Source organism: Rhizobium sp. CNPSo 3670 (assembly GCF_057784555.1).
The window spans coordinates 149,719-165,823 of the sequence record NZ_JBXSOL010000007.1; the positions used below are offsets into that span (position 1 = coordinate 149,719).

Here is a 16,105-nt window from a genome sequence, read left to right on the forward strand (position 1 = left end):
CGATGCTGGCGGGACTGCCGCTGGCCGTCTGGCTCGACATCAGCGACCTCTCAGGAAATACCCTCAGACGCCAGGCGCGAGATATGAGCTCGCTGATATCGAGCATCCGCTCCTACTATTCCGCCAATGTCGTCGGACGCGTTCTGGCCGCGCACGCCAGCGGCGCGACCGCAGGCACGGTCGTCTCCCACAACTACGCGAATATCCCCGGCGCCATCCCGCTGCCGGCGACACTTTCGCTGGAACTCGGCGACGTCATAAAAGAGCAGCAGGCCAACATCACATACCGCTTCGTCTCCGATCTGCCGTTCAAAAGTCGCGCTTCCCACGAGCTCGACGATTTCGAGAAACGAGCGCTTGTCGCACTGCGCGCCAATCCACAGCGGACGTTGAGCGACCTCACCCGCGTCGGATTGACCGATACCTTGCGCTTCGTCACGCCGGTCGTCATGGGCCAGGCTTGCGTTGCCTGTCACAACAGCCACCCGGAAAGTCCGAAGACCGACTGGAAGGTCGGCGATGTGCGCGGCATCCAGGAAGTGGTCATCAAGCAGCCCTATGCAAGCAACGTCTTCGCCTTCAAATACCTGCTCTGCTATTTCCTTTTTGTCGCCATCATCGGCCTCAGCTTCATTCTGCTGCAGCGCCAGCAGGCCCGCGCCATCCATGGCGCCAACCGGGATCTCGAAGCGGCGAACGAATTTCTGGCGAGCGTTTCCCTGAAGATTTCACGTTATCTCTCGCCGCAGATCTACAAGAGCATCTTCAGCGGACAGAAAGACGTCGTCGTCCATACCGAGCGCAAGCGCCTGACGATTTTCTTCTCCGACATCAAGGATTTCACCGCGACCACCGAACGGCTGCAGCCGGAAGCGCTGACGGATATGCTCAACGAATATCTGACCGAAATGTCGAACATTGCCCTCGCCCATGGCGGCACGGTGGACAAGTTCATCGGCGACGCCATGCTGGTCTTCTTCGGCGACCCGGAAACGAAGGGTCCGGAGGAAGATGCGAAAGCCTGCCTGCGCATGGCCGTCGACATGCAGCGTCGCCTCGGCGAACTCAAGGACAGATGGCGCAGAAACGGCACCGAGGAGCCTTTCGTCGTGCGCATGGGAATCAACAGCGGTTATTGCAACGTCGGCAATTTCGGCAGCAACGATCGCATGGACTATACGATCATCGGCGCGGAGGCCAATCTCGCAGCCAGGCTGCAGTCGATCGCCCAGGGCGGAGAAATCGTCATCAGCTACGAAACCTATGCGCTGGTGAACGAGATCGTCGACGCCCATCCCTTGCCGCAGATCACCATGAAGGGCATCCAGCGCGAGGTCGTGCCCTATGCCGTCGACGGGCTGAGGCTCGGCGCCGACCACAAAAGCCGCGTTCTCAGCGAACATCTCTCAGGTCTCGACCTGCATCTGGATATGAGCCGGCTGGAGCCTGCCGATCGTCTCCGGGTCAGGACGGCGCTCAAGGAGGCAATCGCCGCCCTTGACGAGGCCCCGCCGGAAGCGGCTCGCTTGAGATAGGATGCCGGGCAGGTATGATTTTTCCAACTGCCGCCGATATCCATCTGGACTTCCCCTACTCGATCTGCTATCCCGCATCACCAATCGCAAGGCTCCGGCCGCGCGAACGTTATATTTTTGCCCCTGGCGCTGCGCTGCCTCAGGCATCAACCAAACCAAAGGAACGTGACTCTCGTGCAGGTACTTGTCCGCGATAACAATGTCGATCAGGCTCTCCGCGCTCTCAAGAAGAAGATGCAGCGCGAAGGCATTTTCCGCGAAATGAAGATGCGCGACTACTACGAGAAGCCTTCGCAGAAGCGCGCTCGCGAAAAGGCCGAGGCTGTTCGCCGTGTTCGCAAGCTGGCCCGCAAGCGCGCCCAGCGCGAAGGCCTGGTCGCACGCTAAGCGTTGCCGTCGTTTTTTCGACGTTTTCAGATGTATTGTGGCGGGGGCGATGGGTTCGCCGCCGCCTTTTTAGTTTGCCGCTGAAGATCGCATATCCAGAAATCGGATATGCCGCATGGGGAAAGCGAGCCCGAATGGCTGATACCACCTTCAATCCGTCCCGCGCCTGGCGCTTTCAGAAATCCGCATTCCTGCCGGCTTTGACGCTGGCGGCCATGGTCGGCCTTGCCGGCTGCGAGACGACCAACACCACGGATGCCGTAATCCGCATCGACAAGGCGCAGGGCTCGGAAGAGAACATCGCGTCGCTGACGGCTGTTATCAACGCCAATCCGAGGGATCCCGAAGGGTATAATGTCCGCGGTTCCGCCTATGGCCGCAGCGGCCAGTTCCGCCAGGCGCTGAACGATTTCAATACAGCATTGCAGATCAACCCGCGCTTCTTCCAGGCCTATGCCAACCGCGCGCTCGTCTATCGCAACATGGGCCAGCAGCAGCAGGCGATTGCCGACTACAATGCCGCCCTGCAGATCAATCCGAGCTACGACGTCGCCTATATCGGCCGCGGCAATGTGTATCGCATGGCCGGACAGGACGATGCAGCTTTCAACGATTTCAGCAAGGCGATCCAGCTCGGCACGACCGATGGCCGCGCCTATCACAATCGTGGCCTGATCTATCAGAAGCGCAATCAGCAGGATAAGGCAATCGACGATTTCTCGAAGGCCATCTCGCTCGCCCCGAATTCGCCCGAGCCCTATAATGGCCGCGGCATCTCCTACATCGCGCTGAATGACGACGACAACGCGTTTGCCGATTTCAATCACGCGATCGATCTCAACGGCAATATCGCCGAATCCTGGGCCAACCAGGCTCTTGTCTACGAACGTCGCGGCGACAAGGCCAAGGCAGCCCGCTCCTACCGCCATGCGGTCGGGCTTGACCCGAAATACCAGCCGGCCCGCGATGGTCTCGCCCGAGTGGGCGCTCCAGCCGGCTAAGTATGTGTATTGGGGCGGCCGGGCCATCGGATGCCCAGAACCTTGGCGTTGCAGGAAATCTTCGGCAGAACCGATTTATCGATGACCGGGCTCGGTGCGCGTGCAGCAACGGGTGGCCGGAATAAGCTGTCATGAAGGCGCCGCATCGCTTTGAAAAGAGAGACGGAAAAACCGCCACCGTCTTCCGTGGCATGTCATACGATGTTGCAACCTGCTTTTGCTCCCCCTAACATGCGGCTGCTTCGATAGCCCGCTATCGGGGTGTGCGAAAACATGTTGAGGGCGGTTTGCGAGAGATGCGGATCTTTGCTTTCCTGACCGCAGACGAAAACTGTTGCGGACAGCGCGCACAGCAGCGCCGCACATCTTTCAAGACGCACAAAGGACGCGGCAATACCGGGACCTATGGCGGCGGCGCGCAATAAATGAAGATCGTGGCGCTGTTTTTTCCCAAAGCTTCGATCGGCACCTATCTGGTTGCCATGGCGGTGGCGATCGCATTGCCGATCTTCGCCTTCGTGACGCTGCTTCTGCTGCAGTTGGAGGACAACCAGCGCTCCACGTTAAAGCGCGAGACGGCGCAGGACGCGCTTGCCCTGTCGCGCATCATCGATCGCCAGCTTCAGGATATGGCGACGACGTTGCGGCTGCTGTCGAGCTCCCCGGAACTCGAAAACGGCGATCTCGCCTCCTTCCACCAGCGCACGGAAGCAGCTCTGCGGAACAATGCGCTCTACGTCCAAGCGGTCGACGCAACTGGCCAGCAACTGCTGAACACACGCCGACCTTTCGGCGCGGAGCTCGGAAAGACGACAAACATCGCCGCCCTCGATGCCGCAATGAAATCCGGTCGCATCGAAGCGTCGGATGTGGTCCGCGGCAGAACCAGCGGCGACTGGGTCTACAATGTCATCCTGCCGAGAAAGAACGATCCCGTTTCCGCCCTCATCATCACACAGGATGCCCAGGATCTCGGCCGGCTCGTAACGACCCAGGGTCTAGCCCCTGGATGGTCGGCGGCTGTGCTTGATCAAAGTGGTCACGTGGTCGTTGCCGCCGGCCCGACTGCCCTCGAACCCGGCACGCCCTTCGATCCGCGCATCCTGCCGGCGCTCGGTTTTTCCCGGGGCGTGTTCGAAGACAAGACGATCCTGCCGCACATGCTCCTCGGTTATGCACAAATTCCCGGCTGGTCCTGGAAGACGGTGATCTGGGGGCCGGTGGCGCAGGCGTCGATTCTCAGCACCTGGCGTTTCCTCATCATCGGAGGAGTTGCCCTCGTGCTCGTTGCCGTACTGGCCGCCTATGCCGTCGCGAGACAGGTCCGCACCACCATTCGCGAGATTGCCGACATGGCGAACCGCATGGGTCAGGGCCACATCGTCTCACCGGTGGAAACAAGCGTCATCGAGGCGAACCAGGTGGCGATCGCTCTTTCGAACGCCTCATTCGATCGCAGCCAGACCGAGGACCGGCTGCGGTTCGTCATGCATGAACTCGTCCATCGTACCAAGAACCTTCTCACGCTTGCTCAGGCCATGATGCGCCAGCTGGCCAAACAGGCCGACAGCGTCGAAGCCTTTCAGGCTGCCGTCGCCGACCGCCTTGAGGGGCTGGCGCGTTCAATAGAGCTCCTGACGAGCGAGCAATGGGGAGGCGTGTCGCTCCGGCGGGTCGTTGATATCCATCTGCAGGCCTTCCCGCAATCGCACGACCAGATCGAAATCACAGGCGAAGATTTCGTCCTGAAGCCGGATGCGGTGCAGAACCTGGGCCTTACCCTGCATGAGCTCGCCACCAATTCTGTGAAATATGGTGCGCTCTCCGTCCCGCAGGGGCGCGTCCGCTTCGACTGGCACGATGTTAGGGACGAAGGCAAGCCGGATGCCCTGCTCCGCTTCACCTGGGAGGAGCGCGGCGGCCCAGCGGTCACCGAGCCGTCGCGCTCGGGCTTCGGCACGACCGTCATCAAGGCGCATGCCGCTGCCGCCTTCCGTGGCACGGTGCAGGTCGATTTCCGGCCTGAAGGCCTGTTATGGGTACTGATAGCCCAGCGCGCCACGCTGGAGCGGGAATAACCCAGGAACAATCGCCACCTCAACCCGTTTCGGACAGGTCGTTTTCAAGGAGAAGGACCATGTTCAAGCAAACGATGATTGCCACCGCGGCTCTGACCGCGGCTGCCTGGGCAAGCCCGGCGAGCGCAGAAAATTATGTGACGCTTGGCCGTCTGGTCTGCGGATCGGATGGCGGTCAGGGTCTGATCGTCACCTCGCAGAAGAACCTCATCTGCACCTATACACCGGCAGCCGGCGGCGCCAAGGCGGTCTATGCCGGCAAAATCGAGAAATTCGGCCTCGACATCGGCCAGACGGGCAAGAGCGTGATGATCTGGCAGGTCCTGGCAAAGACCGGCACCGACATGCCGCAATTCGCCCTTGCCGGCGAATACTACGGAGTCGGCGCTGATGCGAGCATCGGTGCGGGCGCCGGCGCCAAAGTGATCGCCGGCGGCACCAATAAGGCTTTCATGCTGCAGCCTCTGAATGTTCAGGCCCAGGAAGGGCTGAACCTGGCGATCGGCGTCGAGAAGATGACGCTGGTGCCGGGCGAAATATGAGAAAGCCGCCCCGAAGGGCGGCTCATCGGCTCAATGCGCGATCGCCTTGTTGATATCCTCGGTCATTTTCTTGGCGTCGCCGAGCAGCATCATCGTGCCGTCCTTGTAGAACAGCGTGTTGTCGATGCCGGCATAACCCGAACCAAGCGAGCGCTTGACGAAAAGGCAGGTCTTCGCCCGATCGACGTCGAGGATCGGCATGCCGTAGATCGGCGAGGTCTTGTCGTCGCGCGCAGCCGGATTGGTGACGTCATTGGCGCCGATTACATAGGCGACGTCGGCCTGGGCAAATTCCGAATTGATGTCCTCGAGCTCGAAGACCTCGTCATAGGGAACATTGGCTTCGGCCAGCAGCACGTTCATATGGCCGGGCATGCGGCCTGCAACCGGGTGGATCGCATATTTCACCTCGACGCCGTTCTTCTTGAGATTATCGGCTAATTCGCGCAGCGCATGCTGAGCCTGAGCGACCGCCATGCCGTATCCCGGCACGATGATGACCTTCGAGGCATTGGCCATCAGATAGGCCGCATCCTCGGCGGAGCCGAGCTTGACCGTCCTGTCTGACGTGTCGGTCCCGCCGGACGCCGTCTCGCCGCCGAAACCGCCGAGAATGACGGAGATGAAGGAGCGGTTCATGCCCTTGCACATGATATACGACAGGATGGCGCCGGAGGAGCCGACGAGCGCTCCGGTGATGATCAGCGCCAGATTGCCGAGCGTGAAGCCGATGCCGGCCGCAGCCCATCCGGAATAGGAGTTCAGCATCGAAACGACGACGGGCATGTCGGCGCCACCGATCGGCACGATCAGCAGAACACCGAGCGCCAGCGACAGTGCCACGACCGCCCAGAAGTCGAAATGGCTTTCGGTCGCGGCAAGGCCGATGATGAAGAGCACGATCAGCGCCAGCAGGGTTGCATTGATCAGGTGCCGGTAGGGCAGCAGGATCGGCTTGCCGGACATGCGCCCGTCAAGCTTCAGGAAGGCGATGATCGAGCCGGTGAAGGTCAGCGCCCCGATTGCCACGCCGAGCGCCATTTCGATGCGCGCCTCGGTGTGGATATGGCCGATCTCGCCGATACGGAAAGAAGCTGGTGTATAGAGCGCCGAGGCAGCCACCAGCACGGCGGCAAGCCCGACCAGCGAGTGGAAGCCGGCGACGAGCTGCGGCATCGAGGTCATGGCGATGGTGCGGGCGACATAGGCGCCGACGCTGCCGCCGATGGCAAGGCCGAGGATGATCAGCACGAACCCGCCGAAGTTGGGCGTCGCCAGCACCAGCGTCGTCAGGATGGCGATACCCATGCCGATCATGCCGAAGAGATTGCCCTTGCGGCTGGTGGCCGGATGGGAGAGGCCGCGCAGCGCCAGAATGAAGAGAACGCCGGAAACGAGGTAGAGGAAAGCTGCGATACTGGTCATCGATCGCTCACCTGTCCTTCTTGCGGTACATCGAAAGCATGCGCTGCGTGACCAGGAAGCCGCCGAAGATGTTGACCGAAACCAGCACCAGGGCGACGAAACCGAAACCGGTCGCAAGACCGCTTGTGGAGATGCCGACCGCCAGCAGCGCGCCGACGACGATGACCGACGAGATCGCGTTGGTCACTGCCATCAGCGGCGTATGCAGCGCCGGCGTCACCGACCAGACGACGTAATAGCCGACGAAAATCGACAAGACGAAGATCGCCAGCTGGAAGACGAAGGGATCGATCGCCCCGCCGGTCGCCGCACTTGCCGCTTCCGGAGCCTGCGCGGCTGCAGTGGCAACGGCCGTCACCGCTTCGTTCAACTGCTGCAGCGCTCTGTCCATTGCTTCACTGGCCATCACATGTCTCCCTTCTTCGCGCCGCCGAAGGCGGGATGAACCACGTCGCCGGCATAGGTCAGCATCGTCGCCTTGACGAGCTCGTCGTCGAGGTTGACGACGACCGCCTTCGTTTCCTTGTTGACCATCGTCTCGAGGAAGGTGACGAGGTTCTTGGCGTAAAGCGCCGAGGCGCTGGCCGCGACCCGGCCCGGCATATTCGCAAAGCCGATCACGCTGACGCCGTCGACGTCGGCGACCTCGCCGGCAACGACCCCCTCGATATTGCCGCCGCGCTCAACCGCGAGGTCGACGGCGACCGCACCCGGCTTCATCGAGCAAAGCATGGCGCGCGAAACGAGCCGCGGCGCCGGCCGGCCGGGAATGAGAGCCGTGGTGATGACGATATCCTGCTTGGCGATGTGTTCGGCGACGAGGGCTGCCTGCTTCGCCTGATAGTCTGCGGACATTTCCTTGGCATAACCGCCGGCCGTTTCCGCCGCCTTGAACTCCTCGTCCTCGACGGCGATGAACTTGGCGCCGAGTGAGGCGACCTGCTCTTTGGCGGCCGGGCGCACGTCGGTCGCCGAGACTGCGGCACCCAGGCGGCGCGCGGTGGCGATCGCCTGAAGACCGGCGACGCCGGCGCCCATGACGAAGACCTTGGCCGCCGGCACGGTGCCTGCCGCCGTCATCATCATGGGCATGGCGCGGTCGTAGACCGCCGCGGCCTCGATGACGGCCTGGTAGCCGGCGAGATTGGCCTGAGAGGAGAGCACGTCCATGGACTGCGCGCGGGTGATGCGCGGCATCAGCTCCATGGCGAAGGTCGAAAGCCCGGCGCTTGCGAGTGCGGCAATCGCCTCGTCATTGCCGTAGGGGTCCATGATCGCGATGACAACGGCGCCGCTCTTGTAACCCGCGATTTCCGGTGGGCTCGGGCGGCGCACCTTCAGCACCACGTCGGCGGAGGCTGCATCGGCAAAACTGCCGATCCTGGCGCCTACGGCCTCGAATTCGGCGTCCGGAATGCGCGAAGCCGAACCGGCGCCGGCCTCGACGACGATGTCGAAACCGAAACCCTTCATCTTCTTCACAGTCTCGGCGGAGGCCGCGACACGCGTCTCCCCGTCCGTGGTTTCCCTTGCAACGAAAACAATATTGCCCAACTGCCCCCTCCTCCGGGTCAGCCAGACCGCCGCAGGCTCGCCTGCGCAGGCCAAGCACCTAATTCACAAGGCTTCGGAGAAGCCTCCCCTCCCCTTAGAGCGCCTGCGTCCCCCCGGACGCAGAAAGACGCTCCAACCCCCTTGAATAGACACATCGTGTTTGCCGAAAATCGATTGCGATTTTCAGCCGATGCGCCAGCCGCGATCAGCGGAACAGGAAGATGCCGGCGGCGAGAAGAACGATGAAGACGAAGAGACCGCCGAGAAGGCCGGCGCCGCCGAAGAAACCGGCGGTCATTGCGAGCAGGAGAACGACGAGAAGCATCGTGCCGTATTTCGTGCCGGCAATGAACATGTTGTAGGTCTGCTCATGTTCCTTGTAATCCATCGGCGCGCCGGTCTCGACCGGTCCGGTATGATGTTCGGCCATAAATATCGTCTCCCTGAAATGCTTTTGCGCTGCCTGATTCCCTCTTAGGCCGAGGGAAGTCCCTGCCTGCACGAATTACACAATGACAGGCGAAAGCGCAATGCATGAGAATGCCGCAGCCGCGGGTTCCAAGCCACCTTCTTCCGCAAGGAAAAACGTGAGGGCGCCGGCTGCGGATCTCCTCACTGCTGCATAACCTCTCCTCATTCGCAGAGCAGGAGAAATTACAGCGGCAGGTCGGTGCCGAGTTCACCTTGCGGCACGAAGCGCGCCGTCGGGATGATGGTAAGCGGCGGCAGCGTATCGTGGGGATTGCGCGAAAACATCATGCGCTGTTCGCTGGCGCTGGAGATGAAGAAGGGATAGCGCGTCAACAGCTTGCGCCCGACCTCCACCACATTCGTCGCCATCAGCGTCACATCAACCCCGTAACTCTCCGCCAGTCGGCCGGGCACAATAGTATCGGCATAGAAGACCCGCTTATAGAAGGCGGCATGCGGGGGCCGAACGGACTGAATAACGCGGTCAGCCCGGAAATACGCTGCTGCGACGATGGCGGGTCTCAGCGTCAGGTAGGGAACCCAAGGCATGTTGGCGGTGAGCTCCGGGTCCGCCGCGAAACGCGCCGGGTCGATCAAGGTTAGCCCGGCGTCCAGAAGCTCATCCATCGCCTCGGGAAAGGCCTCTCCGGACCGGCTGATACGATGCTCCGGCGTCACATAATGAATTCGGATCGTACTGACCAGTTCGCCATAATAGTAGAGACCGAAGATATAGGCATGGCTGTCGAAATCGACATCGTCCAACAGGCCTTCCGGGGCAAGCGACAGCGCGCCGTGGGCCTTGTAGGCTTTGTAGCGCAGCCGCTCCACCTCCTCCATGTCTTCGCTGCTTTCGACACGGCGATATTCGACATGATCCAGAATTTCCAAAATTTTCGTACTGAAATCACTACGCGTGAACAGTGTGTCTGACATATTTTGATCCACTCGTTAACGGATCATTAATCATACGTCAGTGAGGTTTAGGCAAGAAAATCTGATAATTCGGGCCGTTTATAAAGTATTAAGGTTAACGGCGGGGTATCACAAGGAACATCGGCGGCTACCGAAGGCTCAGGCGACCTTGTTGCGGCGACGTTGGACCGCGCGGCGGCCGACGCCCTGTTGCAGGAGTGGGATGTTCTGGGAAGGCACCGGCCGCGAGAAAACATAGCCCTGTACCAGATCGGTGCTGCGGTGTTTGTTGAGCAGAGCGAGCTGCTCGTCAGTCTCGACACCTTCGATGACGATCTTCAGACCGAGTTCCCGGGCGAGATTGACCGTCCCTCGCAGCAGCTTGAGGCGGCGAGTATCCTCGACGATATTCCGCACGAAGGAGCGGTCGATTTTGACGATATCGAGCGGCAGCGTGTCGAGATAACTGAGACTGGAGAAGCCGGTGCCGAAATCGTCGATCGCAATCGTGATGCCGCGGGCTCTGAGTTCCGCCAGGATCGCGCGCACAGCCTGCGGCTCGTCGATCAGGCAGCTTTCGGTGACTTCGAGATGCAGCCGCGCCGCGTTGAGCCCGGAATGGGCAAGCGCGTCGGCGACCACCGACAAAATGTCGGCATCGCGCAAATCCCGTGCCGAGAGATTAACCGAGACGGCGATGTGCTCCGGCCAGGTCATGCATTCGCTGCAGGCCTGCGACAGCACGAAACGGGTAATGTCGGAGATGATGCCCATATCCTCGGCGAGCCGAATGAAGACGTCGGGCGGGATCGAGCCCTTCTCCGGATGCACCCACCGCGCCAACGCCTCGGCGCATTCGATGCGCGAACCGTCAGCCCGGAACATCGGCTGAAAGACGAGGTGCAGCGCCTGTGCCGCGACCGCCTCGCGAAGATCTGCTTTCAGCTTCTGCTGCTCGATATAGCGCCCGTCCATCTCGCGCTCGAAGCCTGATATGCCGCCCTTGAAGCGAGACTTGCTCTCGAACAGCGCAAGATCCGCCTTGACACTCCATTCGTCCATCGCAAAAGCGGAACTTTCGAGAATGGCGTAACCGGCACTAAGCGAAATGAGGAAGGTCAGCTCGTCGACTTCATAATGGCCCTGGATCCCAGCGTGCACGCGACGGATCTCGAGATCGAGTGAGGCCGGCTCCTTCGCATGCGGGAAGAACACGATGAACTGGTCGCCCATCAACCGGCCGAGGATGGCGTTGCCACAGACCTGTTTGATGCGGGCGGCGATGGCGCAAAGCAGATGGTCGCCGGTGACGTGACCGCGCATGTCGTTGACATGTTTGAACTCGTCGATATCGAGCACCATAAAGCCAAGCGGCCCCGATTTCCTCGGATTCTTGGCGAGATACTCCTGCACCAGCTGGCCGAAATATTCACGGTTCGGCAGGCCGGTCAGCGCATCGAAGCGGACCATATGCATGATCTTCTGCTCGGCCTTCACACGGCTGGATACGTCTTCGAAGATCAGCACCGCGCCACCGTCAGCTCTGCGGCTGGCGGAGAATTCGAGCGACAGGGCCTCGGGAAAGTGAATGAGCGTGCGCGACAAGTTGCCTTCGGCCACCTGGGTGAGCTGGCGCAGGATGAGCTCCGGCTGTGAGGCGTCCATGAAGCTGTAGCGTGCGCCATAGCGCAGCACGGCGCCAAGATCGCGGTCCTTCAGCCGCTCCGGCGCGCCGATTTTCAGCAGTTCGCAGGCCTTGCGGTTGACGACCTGGATGCGGTTTTCGTCATCGACCATGACGAGGCCATGCGGCATGTTGTTGAGCGCCGTGTCGAAACGGTCGGCGATGATGGTGATTTCCCGGCGCGCGATAACATTCTCGTACAGAAATTCGCGCACGCCGTTCGCCATCGCCCGCGTCGTCAGCCAAAAGGGGATGAGAAAGATCGACAGCACGCCGCGATAGAAGTCGAGCGCCAGCAGGCTGCCGACGATCATCGGCAGGCAGCAGAAGGCCGTCTGGAGGTCGACTGCGAAGCGCGAGCCGTAGTTGCGCCCGACAACGGAAACCATGGTCGCCATGGTGACGGAAATGCAGGCAAGCTCCGCAAAGGAATCGTGCACGACGAAGATAGCGTAGCCGCTGGCGATGCCGAGGAGTGCGGTGGTGCAGGATCCGGCGCCAACAAGAATCCGCTCCCAACGCTCGATTCCCGCGCGCGACAGGCTCTGTTTGTCGACATGATCGAACTGCCGGAAGATGGCCATGCGAGCGCTGAAGACCAGAAGGAAGGCAACCGACAGCAGGATGTAGATGGAGTATTGCGTCTTGGCAGCCACAGCAAGGCACGTCGCGACATGAACGATCACGCCGACAAGAAGCGTCATGCGGTTCCCGGAAAGGGAGCTCACAAACGACAAATATACATCAATAGGGACCCTTTTCGGGTTATCTGGCTTCATCCACACTTTCCCTGTGCGCGGGGATTCTAAGCCCAACCCTTTAAAAATTGATTTCAATCGAATCAAACATTTGGTCAAATTTTCTAAAACCAGCGGATGAACACCGCAGCCTACGCGAGATCATGCATCCTCCTGGCGAGAATAAGGAAATAATTTATCCACGCTTAGGTTGTTAAAACATCGACTGCCGCCTGTTGCGACTTAGACTATGCTCTAACCAGAGGCATTTATCCTTCCAATTTCAAAGGCCGTGGTCTACACCGATTCGAAAGAGGGAAAGCTGCCGAAAAATGGCAGGACAAGAACAAGGGAAACGAATGTCGACACTTTTGGCGGCAAGCCGGCTGATTGATTCGATCAGTCGGATCATGGGCAAACTTTCCGAATATATGGTCCTGTTCTGCTGTCTCATCAGCGCCGGTAATGCCATCGTTCGCTACACCTTCAACTACAGTTCGAACGGCTGGCTTGAGATCCAGTGGTACCTCTTTGCCTTCGTCGTCATGCTCGGCGCCTCGCATGCTCTGCGCAACAATGAGCACGTTCGTGTCGATCTGATTTATGGCGCAGTGTCCGACAAGGCGAAGATCTGGATCGACATTGTCGGCCTCATCCTGTTCCTCATCCCCGTCTGCGTCTTCCTCACCTGGCTCTGCTGGCCCTTCTTCGCGCTTTCCTACCGGCAGGGGGAAATATCGGCCAATGCCGGCGGGCTGATCCGCTGGCCCGTAAAGCTGATCCTCGTCGCCGGCTTCGCGCTGCTTTCCCTTCAGGGCGTTTCCGAGCTGATCAAGCGGATCGCAGCGCTGACCGGCCAAATCAGCATCGACACCAAATACGAAAAGCCACTGCAGTAGCGCTCCCGGGAGGAACGGATTTGTTTGATTTCGGCATCATTCCGCCGGCCATGTTCCTGGGCATGGTCATCTTCATGCTCTACGGCTTTCCGGTCGCCTTTTCACTCGCTGCCGTCGGCCTGTTCTTCGGCATCATCGGCATCGTCACCGGCCATTTCAGCGAAGCCTTTCTGCAAGCGCTGCCGCTGCGCTTTTTCGGCATCGTCTCCAACGACCTCTTGCTCGCCATTCCCTTCTTCACCTTCATGGGAGCGATATTGGAACGCTGCGGCCTTGCCGAGGATCTGCTCGAAGGCACCGGCAAGCTCTTCGGCGGCGTTCCCGGCGGCCTCGCCTATGCCGTCATCCTCGTCGGCGCCGTGCTCGGCGCCATCACCGGCACGGTAGCCGCCTCCGTCATTACCATGGGGGTGATCTCGCTGCCGATCATGCTGCGCTACGGCTACAGCCCGCGCCTTGCCACCGGCGTCATCGCCGCTTCTGGCACCATCACCCAGGTGATCCCGCCCTCGCTCGTGCTCGTCGTTCTCGCCGACCAGCTTGGCAGATCGGTCGGCGACATGTATCTCGGCGCCATCGGCCCCTCGATCCTGCAGGTGACGATTTTCGTGCTCTTCATCCTGGTGATGTCGATCATCCAGCCGAAATCGATGCCACCGCTGCCGAAAGAGGTGCGCGGCGACTTCAACTGGGCGCTTTTGGCGAAAGTGCTGATGGGCATGGTGCCCTCAATCGTGCTGATCTTCCTCGTGCTCGGTACGATTTTTATGGGCCTTGCGACACCGACGGAAGCCGGCGCGCTCGGCGTCGTCGGCGCAATGGCGCTGGCAGCCATGAACCGCCGTCTCACCTGGCCGCTAATCCGCGAAGCAATGACATCGACCACGCATATTACATCAATGGTGGTGATGATCCTGGTCGGCTCCACCTGCTTCAGCCTGGTCTTCCAGGGCATGGATGGTTCGCGGTGGATCGAGCACATGCTGTCGGGCATTCCCGGCGGGCCGGTCGGTTTCCTGATCTTCGTCAACATCTTCATCTTCGTGCTGGCTTTCTTTCTCGATTTCTTCGAGATCGCTTTCATCGTCATTCCAATGCTCGCGCCCGTTGCCTCCAGCCTTGGGATCGACCTGATCTGGTTCGGTGTCCTGATCTGCGTCAACATGCAGACCAGCTTCATGCATCCGCCTTTCGGCTTCGCGCTGTTCTACCTCCGCTCGATCGCCAGCAAGGACGTCAAGACCTCCGATATCTACATGGGCGCCCTGCCCTGGGTCGGCATGCAGATTATTCTGGTTGCGATCGTGATCTTCTGGCCGCAATCGGTCACCTACTGGCTTGACCATGGCCCCAAGGTCGATCCGAACTCGATCAAGATCGAAGTGCCGGGATTTGGCGGCCAGCTCGGCCTGCCGCCGGTGGGCGGCGGCGGCAACGGCTCGCCGCAGATACCGGGCCTCACCCTGCCGCCGCTGAACGGCCTGCCGGGAGCCCCGCCCGCGCCTGCCAAATAGCCAAACAAAAATAAACCCCGGATCAACGATCCGGGGTTTTTCTTACATTCGCCTAAAGCGTCGATGTCGGTCGCGGAAAGGCTAAAGCTTCCCGGCCCGCTGCTGGATCATCATGAACGTATCGAAGGTGTATTCCGAAAGCTGCATCCACAGATAGGCGTCGCGCTTGAAGGCGGTCTGATCCTCGTAGATCTTCTTGAAATACTGGTTATTGGCCGAGATTTCGCCGTAGATGCCCATTGCCGCCTGGAAGCAGGCTTCCATGATCTCCTGGCTGAACGGGCGCAACGTCGCACCCTCGGCAACGAGTTGTTTCAGCGCCGTCGGGTTTTTCATGTCGTATTTCGCCAGCATGTTGGTGTTGGCGAAGGCGCAGGCGTCGGTGAGCGCTGCCTGATAGTGCTTCGGCAGGTTGCTCCATTTATCCAGATTGAAGAAGGCGTGCACCGTCGGGCCGCCTTCCCACCAGCCCGGGTAATAGTAGTACTTCGCCACCTTGTGGAAGCCGAGCTTCAGGTCGTCATAGGGGCCGACGAATTCCGCCGCATCGATCGTGCCCTTTTCGAGCGCCGGGTAGATGTCGCCGCCGGCGATCTGCTGTGGGACGACGCCGACCTTCTCCATGATGCGTCCGGCAAGGCCGGCAATGCGCATCTTCACGCCCTTCAGATCGTCAAGCGTGTTGATTTCCTTGCGGAACCAGCCGCCCATCTGTGCGCCGGTATTGCCGGCCGGCAGGGCATACATGCCCTGCGTGGCGTAGAACTCGTTCATCAGCGTATTGCCATTGCCTTCGTAGAACCAGGCGTTGGTCAGGCGGCTGTTCAATCCAAACGGGATGGCTGTTCCGAAGGCATAGGCCGGATCCTTGCCGACGAAATAATAGGAGGTGGTGTGGGCTGCCTCGACCGTACCGGCGGCCACCGCATCGACAGCCTGCAGGCCCGGCACGACTTCACCGGCCGCGAAAGGCTGGATGGTGAAATTGCCGTCGGTCGCAGCGGCAACATGCTTGGCGATGTCTTCGGCACCGCCATAGATCGTATCCAGGCTCTTCGGAAACGAAGACGTCATGCGCCAAGCGATCTTCGGATTCTCTTGCGCGATCGCAGGCGCCGCCAGCGCCGTTGCCGCAACCGCGCCGGCACTGGCGGTTCCCGCCTTCTTAAAAAACGAACGACGATCCATCAAAAAACCTCCCGTACAGATGGCACTGCGCGGCCAATCCATCCCTACCCGCAGCGAGGGCAGAGCTAAGCATGGAGGGGGCCGCGATTCAAGCTTTAGTCTATTAACCTTTGGCATCAGGATAGCAATAGGTAGCGCGCAAGGCGTCCATCAAAATCAGCAGCTTAGCGCGAGC

The 16,105-nt window shown here is 60.5% G+C and carries 14 protein-coding genes; 7 read left to right on the plus strand and 7 right to left on the minus strand.

Annotated features, from left to right (window positions below; genetic code table 11):
* Window positions 1–2 precede the first annotated feature (2 nt).
* From AC13QO_RS09530 to AC13QO_RS09550, 5 genes are all read left to right on the plus strand, one after another.
* Window positions 3–1,535: an adenylate/guanylate cyclase domain-containing protein gene (locus AC13QO_RS09530; protein ID WP_488540575.1), complete on the plus strand. Its 1,533-nt coding sequence runs from the start codon at window positions 3–5 to the stop codon at window positions 1,533–1,535.
* Window positions 1,536–1,709: 174 nt separating this feature from the next.
* On the plus strand, window positions 1,710–1,922 hold the full coding sequence (gene rpsU / locus AC13QO_RS09535) for a 30S ribosomal protein S21 (protein ID WP_003585885.1): 213 nt from the start codon (window positions 1,710–1,712) through the stop codon (window positions 1,920–1,922).
* Between the two features lie 134 nt (window positions 1,923–2,056).
* Window positions 2,057–2,923: a tetratricopeptide repeat protein gene (locus AC13QO_RS09540; RefSeq protein ID WP_085779483.1), complete on the plus strand. Its 867-nt coding sequence runs from the start codon at window positions 2,057–2,059 to the stop codon at window positions 2,921–2,923.
* 425 nt (window positions 2,924–3,348) lie between these two features.
* Entirely contained in the window at window positions 3,349–5,001 is a 1,653-nt protein-coding gene (locus AC13QO_RS09545; protein ID WP_488540521.1) for a sensor histidine kinase, read from the plus strand.
* Between the two features lie 59 nt (window positions 5,002–5,060).
* Window positions 5,061–5,543: a DUF992 domain-containing protein gene (locus AC13QO_RS09550; protein ID WP_085779485.1), complete on the plus strand. Its 483-nt coding sequence runs from the start codon at window positions 5,061–5,063 to the stop codon at window positions 5,541–5,543.
* Window positions 5,544–5,573: 30 nt separating this feature from the next.
* Here the strand turns inward: AC13QO_RS09550 and AC13QO_RS09555 are convergent, their stop codons facing one another.
* The 6 genes from AC13QO_RS09555 to AC13QO_RS09580 all read right to left on the minus strand — a co-directional run bounded on the left by AC13QO_RS09555 (window position 5,574) and on the right by AC13QO_RS09580 (window position 12,371).
* Window positions 5,574–6,968: an NAD(P)(+) transhydrogenase (Re/Si-specific) subunit beta gene (locus AC13QO_RS09555; protein ID WP_285192527.1), complete on the minus strand. Its 1,395-nt coding sequence runs from the start codon at window positions 6,966–6,968 to the stop codon at window positions 5,574–5,576.
* 7 nt (window positions 6,969–6,975) lie between these two features.
* Window positions 6,976–7,374, minus strand: coding sequence for a proton-translocating transhydrogenase family protein (locus AC13QO_RS09560; protein WP_085779487.1), 399 nt, complete (start codon window positions 7,372–7,374; stop codon window positions 6,976–6,978).
* Complete coding sequence (locus AC13QO_RS09565; RefSeq protein WP_488540522.1) at window positions 7,374–8,522, minus strand: Re/Si-specific NAD(P)(+) transhydrogenase subunit alpha; 1,149 nt, start codon at window positions 8,520–8,522, stop codon at window positions 7,374–7,376. The genes AC13QO_RS09560 and AC13QO_RS09565 overlap by 1 nt, the downstream gene beginning before the upstream one ends.
* A 205-nt stretch (window positions 8,523–8,727) precedes the next feature.
* Window positions 8,728–8,952: an aa3-type cytochrome c oxidase subunit IV gene (locus AC13QO_RS09570; protein ID WP_011426827.1), complete on the minus strand. Its 225-nt coding sequence runs from the start codon at window positions 8,950–8,952 to the stop codon at window positions 8,728–8,730.
* Between the two features lie 224 nt (window positions 8,953–9,176).
* Complete coding sequence (locus AC13QO_RS09575) at window positions 9,177–9,929, minus strand: N-acyl amino acid synthase FeeM domain-containing protein (protein ID WP_085779489.1); 753 nt, start codon at window positions 9,927–9,929, stop codon at window positions 9,177–9,179.
* A gap of 138 nt (window positions 9,930–10,067) precedes the next feature.
* Entirely contained in the window at window positions 10,068–12,371 is a 2,304-nt protein-coding gene (locus tag AC13QO_RS09580) for a putative bifunctional diguanylate cyclase/phosphodiesterase (protein ID WP_488540523.1), read from the minus strand.
* A gap of 317 nt (window positions 12,372–12,688) precedes the next feature.
* Between AC13QO_RS09580 and AC13QO_RS09585 the strand changes: the two genes are divergently transcribed.
* A complete protein-coding gene (locus AC13QO_RS09585) occupies window positions 12,689–13,228 on the plus strand; it encodes a TRAP transporter small permease subunit (RefSeq protein ID WP_085779491.1) in 540 nt (179 codons plus the stop codon).
* A 20-nt stretch (window positions 13,229–13,248) separates the two neighbouring features.
* Entirely contained in the window at window positions 13,249–14,742 is a 1,494-nt protein-coding gene (locus AC13QO_RS09590; protein ID WP_085779492.1) for a TRAP transporter large permease, read from the plus strand.
* 81 nt (window positions 14,743–14,823) lie between these two features.
* On the opposite strand, the gene AC13QO_RS09595 is transcribed toward AC13QO_RS09590, so the two are convergent.
* Entirely contained in the window at window positions 14,824–15,930 is a 1,107-nt protein-coding gene (locus AC13QO_RS09595; RefSeq protein ID WP_064804998.1) for a TRAP transporter substrate-binding protein, read from the minus strand.
* Window positions 15,931–16,105 lie beyond the last annotated feature (175 nt).

What these genes read in the sequence shown, in the direction of transcription:
- AC13QO_RS09530 (WP_488540575.1), top strand. Translation starts at nt 3, where the DNA reads ATGCTGGCGGGACTGCCGCTGGCCGTCTGGCTCGACATCAGCGACCTC.
- AC13QO_RS09545 (WP_488540521.1), top strand. Translation starts at nt 3,349, where the DNA reads ATGAAGATCGTGGCGCTGTTTTTTCCCAAAGCTTCGATCGGCACCTAT.
- AC13QO_RS09575 (WP_085779489.1), bottom strand. Translation starts at nt 9,929, where the DNA reads ATGTCAGACACACTGTTCACGCGTAGTGATTTCAGTACGAAAATTTTG.
- AC13QO_RS09585 (WP_085779491.1), top strand. Translation starts at nt 12,689, where the DNA reads ATGTCGACACTTTTGGCGGCAAGCCGGCTGATTGATTCGATCAGTCGG.
- AC13QO_RS09550 (WP_085779485.1), top strand. Translation starts at nt 5,061, where the DNA reads ATGTTCAAGCAAACGATGATTGCCACCGCGGCTCTGACCGCGGCTGCC.
- AC13QO_RS09595 (WP_064804998.1), bottom strand. Translation starts at nt 15,930, where the DNA reads ATGGATCGTCGTTCGTTTTTTAAGAAGGCGGGAACCGCCAGTGCCGGC.
- AC13QO_RS09570 (WP_011426827.1), bottom strand. Translation starts at nt 8,952, where the DNA reads ATGGCCGAACATCATACCGGACCGGTCGAGACCGGCGCGCCGATGGAT.
- AC13QO_RS09580 (WP_488540523.1), bottom strand. Translation starts at nt 12,371, where the DNA reads ATGAAGCCAGATAACCCGAAAAGGGTCCCTATTGATGTATATTTGTCG.
- AC13QO_RS09540 (WP_085779483.1), top strand. Translation starts at nt 2,057, where the DNA reads ATGGCTGATACCACCTTCAATCCGTCCCGCGCCTGGCGCTTTCAGAAA.
- AC13QO_RS09555 (WP_285192527.1), bottom strand. Translation starts at nt 6,968, where the DNA reads ATGACCAGTATCGCAGCTTTCCTCTACCTCGTTTCCGGCGTTCTCTTC.
- AC13QO_RS09560 (WP_085779487.1), bottom strand. Translation starts at nt 7,374, where the DNA reads ATGGCCAGTGAAGCAATGGACAGAGCGCTGCAGCAGTTGAACGAAGCG.